We start from the raw sequence: 18160 nt of genomic DNA on the forward strand, positions 1-18160 counted from the left end.
GAGGTGGGCCGGGCGTCGTGTCGATCATGCCCGTCCGCCGCGTCCGGCGACAGACAAGTGCCCGCCCCGCACGCCCCGTTCGGGGTCGTCGTGCGGGACGGGCACGGTCGGCCGACCGGCCGGAGCCGGACTGCGTCCGGTCGGGGTCAGATGACGCCCTGCGCCAGCATCGCGTCGGCGACCCGCTCGAAGCCGGCGATGTTCGCGCCGGTGACGTAGTCGCCGGGGGCGTCGTAGCGCTCGGCGGTTTCGTGGCAGGTGGTGTGGATGCTGGTCATGATCGCCGCCAGCTCCTCCTCCACGCGCTCCGCCGTCCACGACGTACGGGCGTGGTTCTGTGCCATCTCCAGGGCGCTGACCGCGACGCCGCCCGCGTTGGCCGCCTTGCCGGGGCCGAAGGCGACGCCGGCCTGCTGGAGCAGGTGGACGGCCTCGGGGGTCGTCGGCATGTTCGCGCCCTCGGAGACCGCCTTCACGCCGTTGCGGATCAGCGCGGTCGCGGCGTTCTCGTCGAGTTCGTTCTGGGTGGCCGACGGGAGGGCCAGGTCGGCCGGGACGTCCCAGACGCTGCCGCCGGGGACGAAGCGGGCCGAGGCGCCGCGGCGCTCGGCGTACGCGTCGACGCGGCCGCGCTCGACCTCCTTGATCTGCTTGAGCAGGTCGAGGTCGATGCCCTTCTCGTCGACGACGTAGCCGGAGGAGTCCGAGCAGGTCACGGCGTTGGCGCCGAGCGCGGTCAGCTTCTCGATGGTGTAGATCGCGACGTTGCCGGAGCCGGACACGACCGCGGTCTGGCCCTCCAGGTCCTCGCCCCGCTCGCGCAGCATCGCCGCCGCGAAGAGCACGTTGCCGTAGCCCGTGGCCTCCGGGCGGATCAGCGAGCCGCCCCAGCCCTGGCCCTTGCCGGTGAGGACGCCGGCCTCCCAGCGGTTGGTGATGCGGCGGTACTGGCCGAAGAGGTAGCCGATCTCGCGGCCGCCGACGCCGATGTCACCGGCGGGCACGTCCGTGTGCTCGCCGATGTGGCGGTACAGCTCGGTCATGAACGACTGGCAGAACCGCATGACCTCGGCGTCGCTGCGCCCGTGCGGGTCGAAGTCGCTGCCGCCCTTGCCGCCGCCGATGCCGAGGCCGGTCAGCGCGTTCTTGAAGATCTGCTCGAAGCCCAGGAACTTGATGACGCCCAGGTTCACGGACGGGTGGAAGCGCAGGCCGCCCTTGTACGGGCCCAGCGCGCTGTTGAACTCGACGCGGAAGCCCCGGTTGACGTGGACGCGGCCCTGGTCGTCCTGCCACGGCACCCGGAAGATGACCTGGCGCTCCGGCTCGACCAGCCGCTCGACGAGGCCCGGCTCGGCGTACTCGGGGCGGGCCGCGATCACCGGGGCGAGCGTTTCCAGGACCTCGTGGGCGGCCTGGTGGAACTCGGGCTGGGCCGGGTTGCGGTGCTCGATCTCGGTGAGCAGGTGGTCGAGGGTGGTCTGCGTCTCGCTTCGCGTCGTCACGGGGGCCCTTTCTGGCACGGCTGGACACCGGAGACCGGGCAGGAGCGCGGGAGTGCGGGGCGCAGGGAACGGTGCGCAGGAGGCACGGTGCGCAGGGGGCACGATGCGCCGGATGCACACGCGTGTGCACGGGGGTGGCACGCCTGTCCGGTCGGTCCGGTGGTGGGCGCTCGGCGCCGTTGCCGCGCGCGGGACACTTAAGTGTTACGCGCATGTAAACATCCACGCCAGCACCCGGCGCAGGGGGCGACCACTATGTGAGACACAGTTTTCGCATAACGGGTGATAGCGAGCACGGAGGGCGATGATCCGTGCGTCAGTCCCCGGGGCTCTCGCCGTTCAGCATCGCGGCGGTGAGGACGTGGCCGGCGACGCCCCAGCCGCCGTCGGGGACCTCGTCGACGAGGACGACGGTCGTGGGGCGGGCACGCTCGCCGTAGATCTCCGCGTAGAGGTCGGTGGTGCGCTCGACGATCTTCTTCTTGTCCTCCGCCGAAAGGGTGCCCGCGGGGACCTTGAAGTGGGCGAAAGGCATCAGACCAGCCCTCCGTTCGCGCGCAGGACCTGGCCGTTCACCCAGTGCCCGGCGGGGCTGCCCAGGAAGGCGACCACCTCGGCGATGTCCTCCGGGTTGCCCAGCCGCTCCAGGGGCGGCGTCTTCGCGAGCCGGTCGATCTGTTCGGGCGTCTTGCCGTCGAGGAAGAGGTCGGTGGCCGTCGGGCCGGGGGCGACCGTGTTCACGGTGACGTCCCGGCCGCGCAGCTCCCGCGCCAGGATCATCGTCATCGCCTCCACGGCGCCCTTGCTCGCCACGTAGGCGCCGTACGTCGGGAACTGCGTGCCGACGACGGAGGTCGAGAACCCGATGAAGGAGCCGCCCGCGCGCAGCCGCCGCGCCGCCTGCTGGGCGACGACGAAGGTGCCGCGGATGTTGGTGCGGTGCATGGCGTCGAGCGCCGCCAGGTCCAGGTCGGCGATCGGCGACAGGGTCATCCGCCCGGCCGAGTTCACGACGACGTCGACGCCGCCGAACTCCTCCTCCGCCCGGTCGAACAGCGCGGCGATCTCCTTCTCCTCCGCCACGTCCGCCTGTACGGCGACGGCCCGCCCGCCGGCCTCGGCGATCGCCTTCACCGTCTCGTCGGCGGCCGAGGCGTCGCGGGCGTAGTTCACGACGACGGCCAGGCCGTCGGCGGCGAGCTTGAGCGACACCGCCCGGCCGATGCCGCGCGATCCGCCGGTGACGATCGCCACGCGGGGGTCCGCCGGTTCGGCGGTGTTCTGGTTCGTGTTCGTGGTCATGCGTCCACGATGCGCCCGGACGGCCGGCACAGCCAGGGGATGTCATCCCATGGGTCGGCGTCCCCGCCCGGCGCACAATGGACGGCATGAGCGCTGTGAAGTACGCCGAGCTGGGAGCGTTTCTGCGGTCGCGGCGCGAGCGCATCCGACCGGGCGACGTGGGGCTCCCGGCCGGGCCGCGCCGCCGGGTGCCGGGGCTGCGCCGCGAGGAGGTCGCCCACCTCGCCGGGGCGTCCGTGGACTACTACAACGAGCTGGAGCGCGGCGCCGGGTCCCAGCCGTCCGAGCAGATGCTCGCCGCGCTGGCGCGGGCGCTGCGGCTGTCCGCCGACGAGCGGGACTACCTGTACCGGATCGCCGACCGGCCGGTGCCCGTGCAGGGCGGGGCCGCCTCGCACGTCCACCCCGGCATGCTGGACCTGCTCGGGAGGCTGACGGCCACACCCGCGCAGGTGATCACCGACCTGCACGTCACCCTCGTACAGAATCCGCTGGCGGTGGCGCTGCTCGGGGACCACTCCGGTTTCCAGGGGCCACGGGCCAGTCTCGTCCACCGGTGGTTCACCGAGCCCGACGCGCGGCGCCTGTACCCGGAGGACGATCACGAGGGCAAGTCCCGTTCCTTCGTCGCCGACCTGCGGGCCGCCGCCGGGCGCAGGGACGCGGACGACGCGGAGGTCGGCTCGTTGATCCGCACGCTGCTCCGGGTGTCCCCCGAGTTCGCCGCGCTGTGGGCCGACCACGACGTGGCCTTCCGACGGCGGGAGGACCGCAAGCGCCTCGTCCATCCCACGCTGGGCCCGATCGAGGTCAACTGCCTCCACCTCTTCAGCGAGGACGGCCGGCAGCGGCTCCTCTGGTTCACTCCGGCCGTCGGGACGGACAGCGCAGGGCTGCTGGAGCTGCTGGCGGTCGTGGGGACTCAGGAGGTCGTGGAGCCCGCCGGCGGACGGCGGACGGCTGACGGCTGACGGCTGACGGCTGACGGCTGACGGGGTGGGGCGCACGGTTGCGGGGGCACGGGGTCCACGGCGTTCACGGGCTCACGGGTTCGCGGGGTTCAAAGGAGCGCCAGTCCCGTGCCGCCCAGGGCCAGGCCGGCCACGAGGCAGCAGGTGCCCACCCGCAGGCAGCGGTACTTGGCGGCGAGGATGCGGCTGACGTCCATCAGCTGCACCGCGAGCCACGCCACCCGGTCCCCGGCCGCCGCCGTGACCGCCCGGACCAGGCGGTCGAGGTCGTCCGACGGGCCCAGGGCGTCGGCGAAGAAGGTCATGCCGGGCCCCGTACGGGCCGTGCCGGTGCGCGGCAGGACGACGGTGACCAGCAGGACCGTACCGGCCGCCCACAGCAGTCCCCCGGCGGCCAGGAGGGCGAGCGCGCCCCCGGAGACCGGCGCGGAGGGACCCCAGGCCCGGCCCAGCAGCAGGGCCGGGAGCGCGAAGGCGGCTCCGGACAGCAGTACCGCGGCCTTGCTGTCGGCCCGGGCGAGGTCCTCCCGCGCGTGGGCGAGCAGCCGTTCGGCCACGTAGAGGGCCGCGTCCCGCCCGGTCGCGGGCGGGACGGAGGACGGGTCCGGGGACGGGGTCGGGGCCGGGTCAGGCATCGGGCTGCCCGCCGCCCGAGCCGTCCTTGCCCGGGCGGGAGCGGCGCCGCCCCTGTCTGACGTAGTTGATCCTTCCGTCGGCGGTCGTCGGCGAAGCATCGGGCGCGGGCGGCGCGGGCTGATCCGCCGGTGCCGGTGCGGGTGCCTGGTGCGGTGCCTCGGGGGACTGCGGCGGCGGTACGACTTCCGTCACCACGGTGGGCGGCGGCGCCAGCAGGAAGTCCGCCGTGGGCGGAGACGGCGGTACGGGCGGTGCGGGCGGGAAGTCGACCGTCGGCGGTGCCGACGGCACCGAAGGCACCGGCGGCTGAGGCGGCGCCCCGGGCACCCCCGGCGCGGGCGGCACCCCCGGCCCGGTCGGCGCGGGCGCAACCCCCGGCGCGCCCGGGTTCCACGCCGCGACGGTCGGCTGCTGCACCGTCGGATACCCGGTCCCGTCCAAAGGCGCGGGCAGTGCCGGCGCGGGCTGCTGCGCCGCCAGTTGGGCCGGGGGCTGCGGCAGCCCCTGGTCGAACAGCGTGCCGCCGCTGACCTTGGCGTACTCGAGGAGCTGCTGCACGACCGCTCTGTCGATCTGGTGGCTCTGCACCACGTCGTTCTCGATCAGCCGCGACAGGAACGCCAGCGCCTCCCCCCGGTTCTCCCGTGCCTGGCTCTGCAGCTCCCGCAGGATCTCCCCGGCCTGCGACGGGTCCTGCGCGAGCAGGATGGCGTACTGCTCGGTCTCCCCCGCGGCGATGAGCCGGCGTGCCGCGGCCAGGTTGGCATCCACCCGGGCGGCGTCGGCCTGGTCCTGGGCCGACTGCCGGCCGGCGGTGTACCGCACGTCCACCAGGGCCGCCTGGTGGTCCCGGGCGGCCTGCCCCAGGTCGATGCGCACGTAGACCACGGTGCTCAGGCCGAGTTCGCTGCCGAAGTCGGCCCAGGCGCCGCCCGCCAGCTCGGCCTGGATCGCCTCGTCGGCCGCCTGGGCCGCCTCCAGCCCGTAGCGCCGGGTGAGGACCCGCAGCCGTGCCAGGAGCGGGGCGCGCAGCATCTTCTCGACGTCCCGTACCTGCTTCTCCGCCGTCAGGACGAAGTCCGCGACCTCCCAGTGGATGTCCACCGCGCACTGGAACTCGCCCTGGTCGCCGCGGCTGCGCAGGGGCATCTCGAAGGAGGCCTGGTACCGGCCGCGGGCGATCAGACAGACCGACCTGGGCTTCTTGCCGAGCATGGGCCGGTCGACGTGCTCCACGCGCTGTGCGGTGATGACGCTGTGCCCGCCGTTGCGGTAGAACACGACGGCGGCGCGCTGAAGTTCGCGGTGCTTGTACGGGCCTTCCGGGTGGATCTCCTTCAGGAACGGCCCGCGCAGGTCGTCCGGCAGCGGCGCCTCGGCCGCGCCGGGCCAACCGGAGTGGCCGTTCTGACCGTTCTGGCCGTTCTGGTTCGGCGACGCCCCCTGGGGGCTGTACTGATTCATCGGGCTCCTCCCGCCTGGGACGCCTGGACCGCCTGTAGCAGGCGGTGGGCATGCTCCGGTTCCAACGGTTCGTCGGGGTCCTGGCACAGCTCGCCGATCAGCCACGTCAGGCGCTGCCGGTCGTCCTCCCCCAGGATCAGCAGCGGCAGGAAGCGCAGGACGTCGCCCTCCCACGCCTTGCCGCGGCACGTGCGCAGCCACCCGGCCAGGCTGTCGAGCGCGCGCCGGTAGGAACGGCTGGTGCACAGCGCGGTCCACAGCAGTCCCGCGACCTCGGCGGCCAGGTCCGGACGGGTCGCGCAGATCGCCAGGGCGAGGGGCCACCGCTCGCGTCCGCCGAGTTCCTCGGCCGGGTTCCAGACGTGCTCCACGGTCAGGTCGGCCAGGAGCAGCGTGCTGGCCAGGCCGAGATTCTGGTGCTGCTGCCTGCTGTCGTTCAGCCAGGACCTGATCCTGGCCAGCGGCTCGCGGTCGGTGGTGAATCCCGCGAGGTGGGCCACGCCCTGGGCGGCGACGAAGCGCAGGGCGCCGTCGTCCCGGGTGCCGATCCCGCCGAGCGCGGTGAGCGCCTCACCCACGGTCCGGGCGGCCGTGCCCCAGCTGAGCGCGACCGCGGCGGTCCACCGGAGGTTGCCCCGGTCGCTCTTCGCCCACGACCTGACCAGCGCGCGGAGGGCCTCCCCGGTCTGCGGGTCCTCCAGTACGACCTGCAACGCGGTGGCGACGAATACGCCGCGGCGGGCCTGGTCGGCCTCGGCCATCGGGATGAGCAGCTCGCCCAGGGTGTGCGCGCAGTCCAGCCGGCACAGCTCGCCCGCCGCCACCGCGGCCCTGACCCACACCTCCTCGCGCCCGTCCTGGCAGAGCGAGTCCAGCCAGCGCAGCACCGGGCCGCGCATGTTGTGGTGGTGCTCCCACAGGTGGGCGAGGACGGCGGGTGCGAGGGCGGTGCCGCGAAACCGTACGGTGCGCACGGGGATGAGCCTGCCCGCGACCACCGGCTGGTGGCGGGTCTCCGTCGTGGCCCGGGCCGAGGCGAGGCGGGCCTCGAGTCCGTCGCCGAGCACGGGCCGCCCGGGCATCCGCTCCGGATCGACGGTCACCGCGAGTTCCCAGGCCAGCAGCTCCGCCGCCTCGGCTGCGATGTTGACCGAGCTGCCGCCGAACACCGCGAGCGAGACCCGGAACGCCGCCTCCCGCAGCACCGACGGTGTGTCGGACCCGGCACCGCCGCCCGCGAACCACACGCGCACCTGTTCGGCGGCGAAGCCCCGGCATTCCGTGAGCAGTTGGTCCTCGGTCAGGTCGTCCGTGACGCGCTGGGCGACGAGCCCGGCGAGCCGGGCGGCCTCCGCGGGCAGCAGCGCCTCCAGGCCCAGCGTGTCGCGCACCCGGCCGTCGCGCGCCAGCCGCCGGGCCGCTTCCCTGGCCCCGGTCGGCCCGCCGTCGAGTTCGGCCTCCAGATGTCCGTCGAGTACGGCGTCCTCGGCGGCCGGCCGGTGCCTGCGCTCGTACCGCGCCCGGCCGCCTCCCGTGCCCCGGTCGCCGGGGTCGGGTACGGACAGCAGGACGGCGTAGGACCCGCGGTCGGCCAGCAGACGGCGGAGGCGGTCCAGGTGCAGCTCGGCGGGCAGCCGTCCGTCGGCCGGTTCCAGGGCGTAGCCGTGGCCCTTGGCGATACGGCTGTCCTCGTCGCCCGCGTCGAGTCCGGCGAGGTCGGATCCGGGATCGAGGCGGGACACGTTGCCCCGGCCGAGGTCGTCGAGGAGGGAAAGGGCGGTGTACATGCGTCCGCTGCCGGGCTGGCCGCAGAGCACGAGCAGGTGGTCCTCGCGCAACTGCCGCTTGAAGTCGTCGTAGTCCGGCGGCGCGATGAACCGCCTTCGCAGCCGCAGCAGTTCGTCCTCGGGCAGCGGCCCCGCGAGCAGTGCGCCCCGTACGGTCTCGCCGAAGCGGAAGTTGACCGAGTTGATGGTGCCGCCGACGTACGTACTGGTGTCGCGCAGGAAGACCGACCGGGTCTCCCGGGCGAAGTGGGCGGCGCCGGGCCCCGCCGCGAACCGCCCGCCGCCCTTGGCCGACGGGTCGGCGTCGGAGTCGGCGCCCAGGATGTCGTCCTCGGCGCTCGTGGCCCGGTCGCCGGTGTCGTCGCGCTGCCCGTGCGCCGCAGCCCTGCCGGACCGCGCCCGGCCACCGCCTTCGCCGTCCTGATCCCGCGAGCGTCCGTGCCCCTGTCCGTGGTCCCCCTGGTGGTCCCGGTCGTCCTGGCCCTGCTGCGCGTCCGCGTCGCCGCCGCTCACGACGCCGCTCCGGGGCCGGTGCCGCCGCGCCGGTGGTCGATGTTGATGTCCTCGAACTTCCCCTGGAACGCCTGCCCCCGGTCCCTGACCGTGACGTCGCCGAAGTGGAAGCCGCTCGCCTCGTCCCGGTCCGTGCGCGGGGCGGAGTCCGGGCCGTCGCCGCGATCCGGGTCCGGCACGGGTCCGCCGTCCCCGGCGGCGGGCGGCGGCGCGCCGCGCCCCGGGACCGTGAACCAGGCGTACCGCTCGCCCTCCTTGATCCGCACCACGTACCGGCGGTAGTGCTCCGGCTCGATCCACCGGCCGCCGTGCCGTACGACGTCCTGGTAGAGCCGGTCGGTGACGGCCACCAGCAGCGGCGCGTCCGGCAGGCCGGAGAGCACCGCCTTGGCCTCCTCGCAGCTGCCGATCCGGCAGGCCAGGTCCACGGCGGTGCCGGAGAAGCCGTGCCGGTCGGGAGTGAACGGCCCGACGTCCAGCCCGGCCCGCAGCCGCAGCGGGCGGCTCAGCTCGCGGTTGATCCGGCGCAGGTTCTGGTGGAGGTACTCCGTCCACTCCCCGACGAGCGCCTCGGGGCGGCGCGGCTCCACCACGGCGAGGATGCCGTCGCCGCGGTCCTCCTGGGCCAGCCGGGCGTCGCCGAGGCCGGCCTGGGCGAAGGCGTCCTCGGCCGCGCGGTAGATCCGTTTGCGCAGGGCCGGACGGTCGGGGTCGGGGATCGAGCCCGACCCCTGCACATCCAGGCTGATGATGAATCCGTACTGTCCGTACTGTCCGAACTGAGCTCCGCCGTGCATGGTCCCCTGCCTCTCGCCCGGCCTCTACGGCACCGGCCACGACCGTCTGCCGCCACTCTCCCGGCGCACCGCGCGCCGCGCTGTAGCCGTTTACACACCCGGCCGTCGGCCGCGAGCGGACCGCGCGCCGTTGTGCGCGGTGCGCGTGCCGGTGCTGGTGCCGGTGCCGTGGGGCGCCCCGGCGCCGCCGAGCAGCCGCAGCGGCTCCAGATCCGCGACGGCGATGACCTTCGGCCCGGTGTGCACGAGCCCCTGCTCACGCAGCAGCCGCAGCGCCTTGGCCACGGCCTCGCGGGTCGCGCCTATGGCGGCGGCGATCTCGTGCTGGGACAGGGGGAGCCGGATGACCACCGCGTCGCTCTCCCGGCGCCCGGTACGGTCCGCGAGCTCGACCAGGCAGGCGGCCAGCCGTTCCAGGACGGTGGCCGAGGCGAGGGAGCTGCGCTGGTCGTCCGCACTGCGCAGGCGTTCGGTGAGCTGCGCCATCACCAGCGCGGACACGTAGGGGCGGGCCGCCATGAAGTGCCGGAAGCGGTCACCGGGTACGGCGAGCGCCCGCACCTCGTCCAGCGCGGTCACCGTGGCGCTGCGCGGACGTCCGTCCAGCGCGGCCATCTCGCCGACCAGTTCGCCGCCTTGACGCAGGGCCAGGATCAGCCGCCCGCGCTCGGTCGACCGCCACACCGTGCACCAGCCGCCCAGGATGACGAGCACGGACGTGCCGGACTCGCCCTCCCCCAGGAGCTGCTCCTGCGGCGCGTAATCACGCCGATGCCCGAGCCCCGACAGGGCCTGGCGATCGGCATCACTCAACTTCTCCAGGAACGCCCGGCGTTCTCCGAACAGCCCCATGTGGCCCCCCACCGGCTCCGCGCGACACACAGAGTATTCCCTGCGTCACTCGTTTTCAGCCGAATCAGGAGGCCGAACGTTTCAACTCCCGGAGGCGTACGAAACGAAGTCCCCCCACGCCTCCGGCGTGAGCGCGAGGCGGGGGCCGTCGGTGGACTTGGAATCACGGACGTGGACGGTGCCGGGGGTGAGGGCCAGCTCGACGCAGGAGTTGCCGTCCGTACCGCTGCTGTAGCTGCTCTTGAACCACACCAGTTCGGTCTCGCGGATCATGTTTCTCCCAGCAGTTCTTCGATGAAGGCATGTGACGCTCTCGGTGGGAGAGCCTGCGCCCGGATGGTGCCATACCGCAGCTCAAGGATGCGCAGGTCCCTGGGCTCAGCGGTCGGCCGACCGCTGAACGCGCCGTCGCTCCGCCCCACTGCCGTGCCGTCCGGGAACTTCAGCAGCTCGATCTTGCCGTCCACACCCGGATGGGCATCAGTGTTCGTCGGCATCACCTGAAGCGAGACGTGATTCAACGATCCCACCTCCAACAGGCGTTCGAGCTGCTGCTGCCACACCATTGTGCCGCCAACCGGCCGACGCAACGGGGCCTCTTCCAGGACGAAGTGGATCGACGGCGCGGGGTCGCGTTCGAAGACCGACTGCCGAGCCAGGCGGGCAGCCACCATTCGCTGTACGTCGTCTGCGGAGTACGGCGGTTGGGCCGCCTCCATCAGCGCGCGAGCATGCTCCGGCGTCTGCAAGAGCCCATGGACGCTGTTGCACTCGTAGATGCCGATCTCGACCGCCTTGCCCTCCAGCTTCCCCAGCTCCCGCACCCTCTTCGGGTACCGGACCTTCTTCACGTCCTCCCAGGCCGCCGAGAGGAGACCACCGGCCGACAGCACCTCGTCGGCCCTGTCCAGGTACTCCTGCCGGGGAATCCGCTTGCCGCCCTCGACCTTGTAGACCAGGTCCTCCCCGTACCCGACCGCCACTCCGAAGTCGCCGGCCCGCATCCCCGCCGCCTCGCGACGAAGCTTCAACTGCCGTCCCACCGTGGTGATGACCGCGACGCCCCACTCGTCGTCGGGATCGACCTCCCACCCCGACTCGTCCGTCTCGACCGTCATCCCGCGCCCCTTCCCAGACAGCACCGACACCACTGGACAAGCGCCGGACAGTCACCGTACGTACCCGCTGAGTCACTTCTCACGGTACGCACACACCGCCACGCTGAGTGACGTGAATCAGGAATCCACCACCGAACTCACCGCGCCCGTCCGCAATTTCAGCGTGCAGCTGTCCCCCACCCCACGCGGCGCCCGCCTCGCCCGCCTGCTCGCGACCGAGCAGCTGCGTTCCTGGGGCCTGCCCCTGGACCCCGCACGCCTCCTCGTCGCCGAACTGGCCAACAACGCGGCGGATCACGGGCGCGTCCCCGGCCGCGATTTCCGGCTCACGCTCTACGTCGTCGGCGACATCCTCCGCGTCGAGGTCACCGACACCCGGGGCCAGGAACTCCCCGCCCCGCAAGAGCCTTCCCCCGACGCCGAGTCCGGCCGCGGCCTGCTCCTGGTGAAGGCGTTGGCGCACCGCTGGGGAGTGACCGAGGGCCGCTTCCCGCGCAAGACGGCGTGGGCGGAACTGTGCTGTACACCACCGGAACCCGCGTTCTGAGGTTCCGGTGCCGTCAGCGCCCTACCAAGACAAAGAAACCGGAGAGAAAGAACCCCCACCAAGCCCCACCCCTCCCGCCCGAGGCACGTCGTCACTCGGGTGGGTGAACATCACCGGCCCGGCTGGATTTCCGGTCCCCCAACTCCCCTACTCTCAGCGCAAGCAAGCACAACTGAAAAGACATCGGCCCCCGCTGGGACTGCAATCCCGGGGCGAGGGCCTAACCACCAAAGAAGACGAGACCTTCCCGATGGATGAGCAAAACACTAGCGCCCCTGCGCGCGCCCAGTCAGCCCCTGCTGACAATCAGTCCCGTACGCGTCGCCACGGCAGCGGCATCACCCACGACAACACCCGCCACACCACCCGCTTCGTGGTGATCGGCAACCACCTGACCCAGCACAAGGAACTGTCGCTCCTCGCGATCGGCCTCGGCTGCCACCTCCAGTCGCTGCCGACCGGCGCGGGCGCCGACATCCGAATCAAGGAACCCCATGGTCAGCCAGCCCCACGAGGCGATGCACCGCATCTTTCAGCACGACCCGGGATTGTTCAGCCGTGTCACACAATTCCTCGGAGTCGACCTTCCCAGGCCCATCGGGGCAACGGCGCTGCCGACCGACCTCACCGAGGCCAGCCCCATCGAACGCCGTGTGGACACGCTCCTGCGCTTCGACACAGCGGAGCGGGGACCGTTCCTCCTCGCGATCGAGGCCCAGGGCAAGAAGGACCCGGACAAACCAGCCAGCTGGGCGTACTACGTCTCGTACCTGTGGACGAAGTACCGGCTGCCCGCAGCGCTCCTGGTCGTCTGCCAGGACCACGCCACGGCGAAATGGGCGCAGCGGGCCGTGACCAGCGGACCGCCCGAGCTGCCCACCCTCACTCTGCGGCCCGTGGTCGCCGGCCCCCACAACATGCCGGTGATCACGGACCCGGAGGAGGCCCGGGCCGACCTGGTCCTGGCCAGTCTGGCGGCCATCACACACGCCACGGAGCCGGTCGTCAATGCGATACTGAAGGCCCTGTCCACCGCGTTGCGGGACACGCCCGAAGACATTGCCGCACCCATCGTCGAATTCACCGCACATGGGCTGGGCAACCGCCCGGCCAGGCACCTCTGGAGGAATCTGGTGGCCGTGGACCTCTCCTTCTACAAGTCGTACATCTCCGAAGAGATCCGCGACGAAGGCCGCGAACAAGGACGCGAACAAGGACGTGCCCATCAGGGCGCCCAGGACGTCCTGCTGGTCCTCGAGCAGCGTGGCCTGGACGTCTCGGACGACATCCGTACGCGCATCACCGAGTGCGGCGACCCCGAGGTCCTCCGCCACTGGCTCGCACGAGCCGTCACCGCGCCCGCTGCCGAGGACATCTTCGAGGGCGAATAGCCCTCCCGGCTCACGCCACCGTGGACACGCAGAACGGATGCCCCGCCGGATCCAGCAGCACCCTCCAGCGGTCCGGCGCCGGCTGGAAGTCGGGCTTGGTCGCGCCGAGTGCGATCAGGCGGGCCTCCCCCGCGTCCAGGTCCTCGGCGCCGACGTCGATGTGGGCCTGCTTCTCCTGGTCGGTGCCCGGCCAGGTCGGCGGGCGGTAGTCGGGGAGGCGGTTGAAGCCAAGTCCGGGGGCGCCGTCCTCGCCGCCGAGGAAGTAGAAGTCGTCCGTGTTGAAGGCGACGGTGAGGCCGAGGGCCTCGCCCCAGAAGCGGGCCATCGCGGCGGGGTCGGAGCAGTCGAAGGTGACGGCCGAGTAGCGGAAGGCCGGGGCAGAGGTGTCAGCGGTGTTCTCCGTTGTCGTCATGGGAGAGACCGTAGGACGTGACCAGGACAGGTTCGGTCCTGGTCGTCGGCGGATGCGTGGCAGACTTCGAAACCGTGCTCAGTACTTCCGCCCGGCTGCTGCGGCTGGTCTCCCTGCTCGCCGTCCGTCCCGCCTGGACCTGCGGTGAGCTGGCCGAGCGGATGGAGGTCACCGAGCGGACCGTGCGGCGGGACGTCGCCCGGCTGCGGGAGCTGGGGTACACCGTCGACTCCGACCCGGGACCGTGGGGCGGGTACCGGCTGCGGCCGGGGACGCGGACGCCGCCGCTCATCCTGGACGACGAGGAGGCCCTCGCCGTGGCCGTCGGGCTGCGGGAGGCCGCGTTGAGCGGGGCGCTCGGCGGGGACCAGGCGGCGCTGTCGGCGTTGCTGAAGCTGCGGCAGGTGCTGCCCCGGCGGGTCGCGGAGCGGCTCGGGGACATGGACGACGCGTTCGTGCAGACGCCGAGGGCGGCAGGGGAGCCGCAGGTCGCGGCCGGGACGCTGCTGGAGCTGGCGGCCGCGTGCCGGCGGGGCGAGCGGGCGCGACTGGCGTACCGGGACTGGGAGGGGCGGGCCAGTGTGCGGGACGTCGATCCGTACCGGCTCGTGCACACCGGGCGGCGCTGGTACTTCGTGGCACGGGATGTCGAGCGGGGCGAGTGGCGGACCTTCCGGGCCGACCGGGTCGAGCGGGTGCAGCCGACCGGGCGGGCCGTCGAGTTCACCGAGCCGCTGCCCGACCCGGCGCTCCTCGTGTCCCGCGCGAGCGCGACCGGGCCGTACGCGGTGCTGGCCACCGTCCGCCTGTCGGTGCCCATGGAGCAGGCGCTGCGGGCCATTCCCGCCACGGTCGGGCTGCACCGGGCCGACGGGCCGGACGCCACGGTCGTCGAGATCGGCGGGTCGACCACGGAGGGGCTGGCCCGATATCTGTTCAGCCTCGCCACGCCGTTGCGCGTTCTGGCGCCCGACTCCGTGCGGGAGGCGCTGCTGCGCCGCACCCGGGAGCTGCTCGCCGCGAACGAGGAAGCAAGTACTTGAAGTTTCCTCCAGAGGTCCGTACCAACCTCTTGCCCCCGCCCTCACCGCGTCGCAAGCTCCCCTCATGGAGCTGGAGTTGCGGCATCTCAAGACGGTACGGGCCATCGCCGACGCCGGGAGCCTCACCAGGGCGGCGACGACTCTCGGTCTCGCGCAGCCCGCGTTGAGCGCACAGCTCAAGCGGATCGAACGAGCCCTGGGCGGAGCGCTGTTCGTCCGGGGACGGCACGGAGTACGGGCCACCGCGCTGGGCGAACTGGTGCTGGAACGGAGCCGGATCGTCCTGCCCGCGGTGACCGAGTTGCAGCAGGAGGCGGCCCGGTTCGCCCGCGCGCCGCGTACGGCGGAACGGCTGCGGATCGGCGGCACCCACGGGCCGTTACTGGGCGCCCTCCTCGACCGGCTCGCCGGTGTGGCACCCGACGCCCGGATGACGACCTGCACCTCCTGGTCCGAGCGGGAGCTGGCCGGCCAACTCGCCGAAGGGCGGCTGGACTACGCCCTCGTCGGGACCTGCGGCACCGCGTCGCCGCCCGCGGCCGAGGGGCTGGTGTGGCGGGAGGTCGCCGTGGACCCGGTGTTCGTCATGGTGCCCGAACGCCACCCGCTCGCCGACCGGACCGAGGTGGACCTGAGCGAGCTGGCGGACGAGGAGTGGGCCTGCGTACCCGGCGACGGCTGCTTCGGCGACTGCTTCACCGCGTCCTGCGCCCGCGCCGGCTTCACCCCGCGCCGCATGTACGAGACGGACACCGCCTCCGTCGTGCACCTGGTGCAGGTGGGGCGGGCGGTCGGCCTGTGCCGGGCCACCTTTCCGACCACCCCCCGGGTCGTGACCCGGCCGCTCACCGGCACCCCGCTGACCTGGCGGCACCTGCTGGGCTGGCACGCGGCGACACAGCGGCAGGACACCGCCACCGCCGTGCTCTCCCAGGCCCGCATGGCGCACGCGAGCGTGGCGGCGAACAGCGACAGCTACACGGAGTGGATGTCGGCGCACCGGGTTCCGTGAGGTCGCGTGCGCGGCGTTCCATAACGCCGGGGAGAGGGACGACTGAGCTCTTATGACGGCCGGGCGTCCCTCCCTACGGTTTCGGCACCTCCCCACCGAGACCGAGGAGATCCCCCATGCACCACCGACACCGACACCACAGAGCCATGGGTGCCGCCGTCGCCGCGACCGCGGCCCTGCTCGTGGCCGGGCTCAGCGGCTCCGCGAGCGCCGGAACGGCACCCGTCGACGCGGCCCCCACCGCGGCCGAGACCCTGCGCACCGACGCCGCGCCGCCCGCTCTGCTCAAGGCGATGCAGCGGGACCTCGGCCTCGACCGCCGGCAGGCGGAGCGGCGCCTCGCCAACGAGGCCGACGCGGGCGCCACGGCGGGCCGGCTGCGGGCCGCGCTCGGCGGGGACTTCGCGGGCGCCTGGGTGCGCGGTGCCGAGTCCGGCACCCTGACCGTGGCGACGACCGACGCGGCCGACGTCGCGGCGATCGAGGCGCGCGGTGCCGAGGCGAAGGTCGTACGCCACTCGCTCGCCGACCTGGACGCGGCCAAGGCCCGCATGGACAAGGCGGCGGCCGGTCTGAACACCGCCGACGCGCCCGTCTGGTACGTCGACGCCCGCACCAACACCGTCGTCGTCGAGGCGATACGCCCGGCCGCGGCCCACAAGCTGCTCGCGGCGGCCGGTGTCGACGACTCCCTCTCCCGCGTCGAGAAGCGCACCGAGCGGCCCCGCACCTTCTACGACCTGCGCGGCGGCGAGGCGTACTACATCAACAACAGCAGCCGCTGCTCGATCGGCTTCCCGGTCACCAAGGGCACCCAGCAGGGCTTCGCCACCGCGGGCCACTGCGGCCGGGCCGGTGCCAGTACGACCGGCTCCAACCGGGTGGCCCAGGGCACCTTCCAGGGCTCGATCTTCCCCGGCCGCGACATGGCGTGGGTGGCCACCAACTCCAGCTGGACGGCGACCCCGTACGTGCTCGGCGCCGGTGGGCAGAACGTCCAGGTCACCGGTTCCACCGTGTCTCCGGTCGGCTCGTCCGTCTGCCGTTCCGGCTCGACGACCGGCTGGCACTGCGGCACCGTGGCGCAGCTCAACACCAGCGTCACCTATCAGGAAGGCACCATCTCCCCGGTCACCAGGACCACGGTGTGCGCCGAGCCCGGTGACTCCGGCGGGTCCTTCATCTCGGGCAGCCAGGCGCAGGGCGTCACCTCGGGCGGCTCCGGCGACTGCCGGTCCGGCGGCGAGACCTTCTTCCAGCCGATCAACGCGCTGCTCCAGAACTACGGGCTCACGCTCAAGACGACCGGCGGCGACGACGGCGGCGGTGACGACGGCGGCGAGGAGCCCGGCGGCACCTGGGCGGCCGGCACCGTCTACCAGGCGGGCGACACCGTGACGTACGGCGGCGCCACCTACCGCTGCCTCCAGGGCCACCAGGCCTACGCGGGCTGGGAGCCGCCGAACGTTCCCGCGCTGTGGCAGCGAGTGTGACACCCCACTGACCCCCACAGGGGACAACGGGGGACGGGTCCGGGCGTGCGTGAGGGAGAGCGCCCGGGCCCGGTCACGTCGTGGTACGGGCGTGCTCCTCAGGTTTCAGGGTCCTCAGGTGCGGGTGACGATGCCGCACTCCTCCCCCTGCGTGTCCCTCACCTCGCCGCTGCGGTCGTACGGGTCGACGGAGGGCCCCGTCCCCTGCTGCCGGTCCCCGGGGAAGACGGGGTGCAGGTAGCCGTCGTACACGGCGCACGCGGTGTTGAACGTGTTGACCTTGTACTCCTTGATCGCGAGCTTGCCCGGCGTCGCGTACCAGCGGTCGGGGTCTAGCAGCAGCGTCGTGATCTGGCGGCGCACGATGGTGCGCTCGACGTGGTCGCCGCCGTCGGCCCTCACCAGCGGGTACACGAAGGTGTAGTCGGCGTGCACCTCGATCTCGCCCGGCTTCCCCCCGGCCAGCGACATCCGCCCGCGCACCTTGACCACGTCGCCGGCGAGCCGCACCTCGTCGGGGTCGAACCGGCTGAACAGCCCGACGGGGTCGTTTTCGCGCGACGGCTCGCGCAGTCCCCGCCGCTGGTCCGGGAGCAGGTCCTTCTGTGCCTCGGGGTCGAGCAGGCCGAGCGCCTTCTCGGGCCGCCCGCCCGCGATCACGTCCGGGTCCAGGTTGGCGGCGACCAGGAACTCCTTGGTGCGCCGCAGGGCCAGCTCCGCGTCGGCCTTGCTCATCCCGGCCACCGCCTCGGCCTCCGGCACCTCGATGGCGTCGGCGCCGTCGGCCCAGCGCAGGGCGGGCGAGCCGCGGAACGGGTGCTCGCGCGTGGCCTGCTCCGACCCGTCGCTCCCCCCGGGTGCGCCGGTGGGCCGCGCCGTCTCGGCGGCCAGCGGCGTCGGCGATGCGGCGGCCTCCGCCTCCCCGCCGGGAAAGTGGTCCGTGACCAGGGAGGGCCGCAGGGCGATCACCGCGACCGCCGCCAGCGCCACCACGCCGACGACCGCACCCCACCGGCGCCGACGCCTCGGGGCGGGTTGCGGGCCGCGCCAGGGCGTCGGCTCCTCCTGCTCCCGCAGCCGTGCGGCCACCATCCGCGCCCGCGCCGACGGCTCCTTGGGAGCGGACCGCCCACCGTCCTCGGCGGCCTCCCGCAGGAAGGACTCCAACTGCTCGTCGGATAGGGAGGGGGCCGGTTCGTCGTCGGAACGGTCGGGGGGCGGAACGGAACTCACGGGCTCACTTTCCTGGTCGCGGTGCGGTCGCGGGCTTCCGGCGCTCCATCGTGCCGCGACATGGAGGGACCGTGCCGGACGGTG

At 73.0% G+C, this 18160-nt stretch carries 18 protein-coding genes and 1 pseudogene; 7 read left to right on the forward strand and 12 right to left on the reverse strand.

Translation table 11 applies throughout. The features are described from left to right. Positions 1–146: 146 nt before the first annotated feature. From gdhA to OHA99_RS14885, 3 genes are all read right to left on the reverse strand, one after another. Entirely contained in the window at positions 147–1505 is a 1359-nt protein-coding gene (gene gdhA, locus OHA99_RS14875) for an NADP-specific glutamate dehydrogenase (RefSeq protein WP_054099484.1), read from the reverse strand. Positions 1506–1821: 316 nt separating this feature from the next. Continuing rightward, the gene (locus OHA99_RS14880; protein ID WP_007443968.1) at positions 1822–2040 is read right to left on the reverse strand and encodes a 4-oxalocrotonate tautomerase family protein; all 219 of its coding nucleotides are present in this window, start codon (positions 2038–2040) and stop codon (positions 1822–1824) included. Next, positions 2040–2807: an SDR family oxidoreductase gene (locus tag OHA99_RS14885; RefSeq protein ID WP_153178399.1), complete on the reverse strand. Its 768-nt coding sequence runs from the start codon at positions 2805–2807 to the stop codon at positions 2040–2042. The genes OHA99_RS14880 and OHA99_RS14885 overlap by 1 nt, the downstream gene beginning before the upstream one ends. 77 nt (positions 2808–2884) lie before the next feature. Here OHA99_RS14885 and OHA99_RS14890 point away from each other — a divergent pair, with 77 nt between their 5' ends. Further along, complete coding sequence (locus OHA99_RS14890) at positions 2885–3778, forward strand: helix-turn-helix transcriptional regulator (RefSeq protein ID WP_205616678.1); 894 nt, start codon at positions 2885–2887, stop codon at positions 3776–3778. Between the two features lie 89 nt (positions 3779–3867). Here OHA99_RS14890 and OHA99_RS14895 read toward each other — a convergent pair whose 3' ends face one another. The 7 genes from OHA99_RS14895 to OHA99_RS14925 all read right to left on the reverse strand — a co-directional run bounded on the left by OHA99_RS14895 (position 3868) and on the right by OHA99_RS14925 (position 10945). Next, a complete protein-coding gene (locus OHA99_RS14895) occupies positions 3868–4413 on the reverse strand; it encodes a Pycsar system effector family protein (protein ID WP_228126130.1) in 546 nt (181 codons plus the stop codon). Next, a complete protein-coding gene (locus OHA99_RS14900) occupies positions 4406–5878 on the reverse strand; it encodes a hypothetical protein (RefSeq protein ID WP_153178400.1) in 1473 nt (490 codons plus the stop codon). The genes OHA99_RS14895 and OHA99_RS14900 overlap by 8 nt, the downstream gene beginning before the upstream one ends. Then, positions 5875–8178: a hypothetical protein gene (locus OHA99_RS14905; RefSeq protein WP_153178401.1), complete on the reverse strand. Its 2304-nt coding sequence runs from the start codon at positions 8176–8178 to the stop codon at positions 5875–5877. Before OHA99_RS14905 ends, OHA99_RS14900 begins: the two co-directional genes overlap by 4 nt. Further along, the gene (locus OHA99_RS14910; RefSeq protein WP_153178402.1) at positions 8175–8975 is read right to left on the reverse strand and encodes a hypothetical protein; all 801 of its coding nucleotides are present in this window, start codon (positions 8973–8975) and stop codon (positions 8175–8177) included. The genes OHA99_RS14905 and OHA99_RS14910 overlap by 4 nt, the downstream gene beginning before the upstream one ends. 90 nt (positions 8976–9065) lie before the next feature. Further along, entirely contained in the window at positions 9066–9827 is a 762-nt protein-coding gene (locus OHA99_RS14915) for a Crp/Fnr family transcriptional regulator (protein ID WP_366473126.1), read from the reverse strand. Between the two features lie 81 nt (positions 9828–9908). After that, complete coding sequence (locus tag OHA99_RS14920; protein WP_153178404.1) at positions 9909–10100, reverse strand: DUF397 domain-containing protein; 192 nt, start codon at positions 10098–10100, stop codon at positions 9909–9911. Further along, positions 10097–10945, reverse strand: coding sequence for a helix-turn-helix transcriptional regulator (locus tag OHA99_RS14925; RefSeq protein WP_153178405.1), 849 nt, complete (start codon positions 10943–10945; stop codon positions 10097–10099). The genes OHA99_RS14920 and OHA99_RS14925 overlap by 4 nt, the downstream gene beginning before the upstream one ends. A 112-nt stretch (positions 10946–11057) precedes the next feature. Here OHA99_RS14925 and OHA99_RS14930 point away from each other — a divergent pair, with 112 nt between their 5' ends. The 3 genes and pseudogenes from OHA99_RS14930 to OHA99_RS14940 all read left to right on the forward strand — a co-directional run bounded on the left by OHA99_RS14930 (position 11058) and on the right by OHA99_RS14940 (position 12883). Next, the gene (locus OHA99_RS14930; protein WP_405696131.1) at positions 11058–11492 is read left to right on the forward strand and encodes an ATP-binding protein; all 435 of its coding nucleotides are present in this window, start codon (positions 11058–11060) and stop codon (positions 11490–11492) included. Positions 11493–11742: 250 nt separating this feature from the next. Beyond that, positions 11743–11973, forward strand: a pseudogene (locus OHA99_RS14935) (helix-turn-helix domain-containing protein); the annotation flags it as partial. Positions 11974–11986: 13 nt separating this feature from the next. Further along, a complete protein-coding gene (locus tag OHA99_RS14940) occupies positions 11987–12883 on the forward strand; it encodes a hypothetical protein (RefSeq protein ID WP_405696132.1) in 897 nt (298 codons plus the stop codon). Positions 12884–12893: 10 nt separating this feature from the next. On the opposite strand, the gene OHA99_RS14945 is transcribed toward OHA99_RS14940, so the two are convergent. Then, positions 12894–13295: a VOC family protein gene (locus OHA99_RS14945; protein ID WP_153178409.1), complete on the reverse strand. Its 402-nt coding sequence runs from the start codon at positions 13293–13295 to the stop codon at positions 12894–12896. Between the two features lie 74 nt (positions 13296–13369). Here OHA99_RS14945 and OHA99_RS14950 point away from each other — a divergent pair, with 74 nt between their 5' ends. The 3 genes from OHA99_RS14950 to OHA99_RS14960 all read left to right on the forward strand — a co-directional run bounded on the left by OHA99_RS14950 (position 13370) and on the right by OHA99_RS14960 (position 16843). Then, a complete protein-coding gene (locus OHA99_RS14950) occupies positions 13370–14338 on the forward strand; it encodes a YafY family protein (RefSeq protein WP_228126131.1) in 969 nt (322 codons plus the stop codon). 64 nt (positions 14339–14402) lie between these two features. After that, the gene (locus OHA99_RS14955) at positions 14403–15350 is read left to right on the forward strand and encodes a LysR family transcriptional regulator (RefSeq protein WP_153178411.1); all 948 of its coding nucleotides are present in this window, start codon (positions 14403–14405) and stop codon (positions 15348–15350) included. A 116-nt stretch (positions 15351–15466) separates the two neighbouring features. Beyond that, positions 15467–16843 (forward strand): carbohydrate-binding protein, encoded by a 1377-nt coding sequence (locus OHA99_RS14960; protein WP_153178412.1) that lies wholly within the window; start codon positions 15467–15469, stop codon positions 16841–16843. Positions 16844–16957: 114 nt separating this feature from the next. Here the strand turns inward: OHA99_RS14960 and OHA99_RS14965 are convergent, their stop codons facing one another. Next, positions 16958–18076: a hypothetical protein gene (locus OHA99_RS14965; RefSeq protein WP_366473121.1), complete on the reverse strand. Its 1119-nt coding sequence runs from the start codon at positions 18074–18076 to the stop codon at positions 16958–16960. Positions 18077–18160: the final 84 nt, after the last annotated feature.

Source organism: Streptomyces coelicoflavus (assembly GCF_045041415.1).
Taxonomy (GTDB): Bacteria; Actinomycetota; Actinomycetes; order Streptomycetales; family Streptomycetaceae; genus Streptomyces; species Streptomyces coelicoflavus.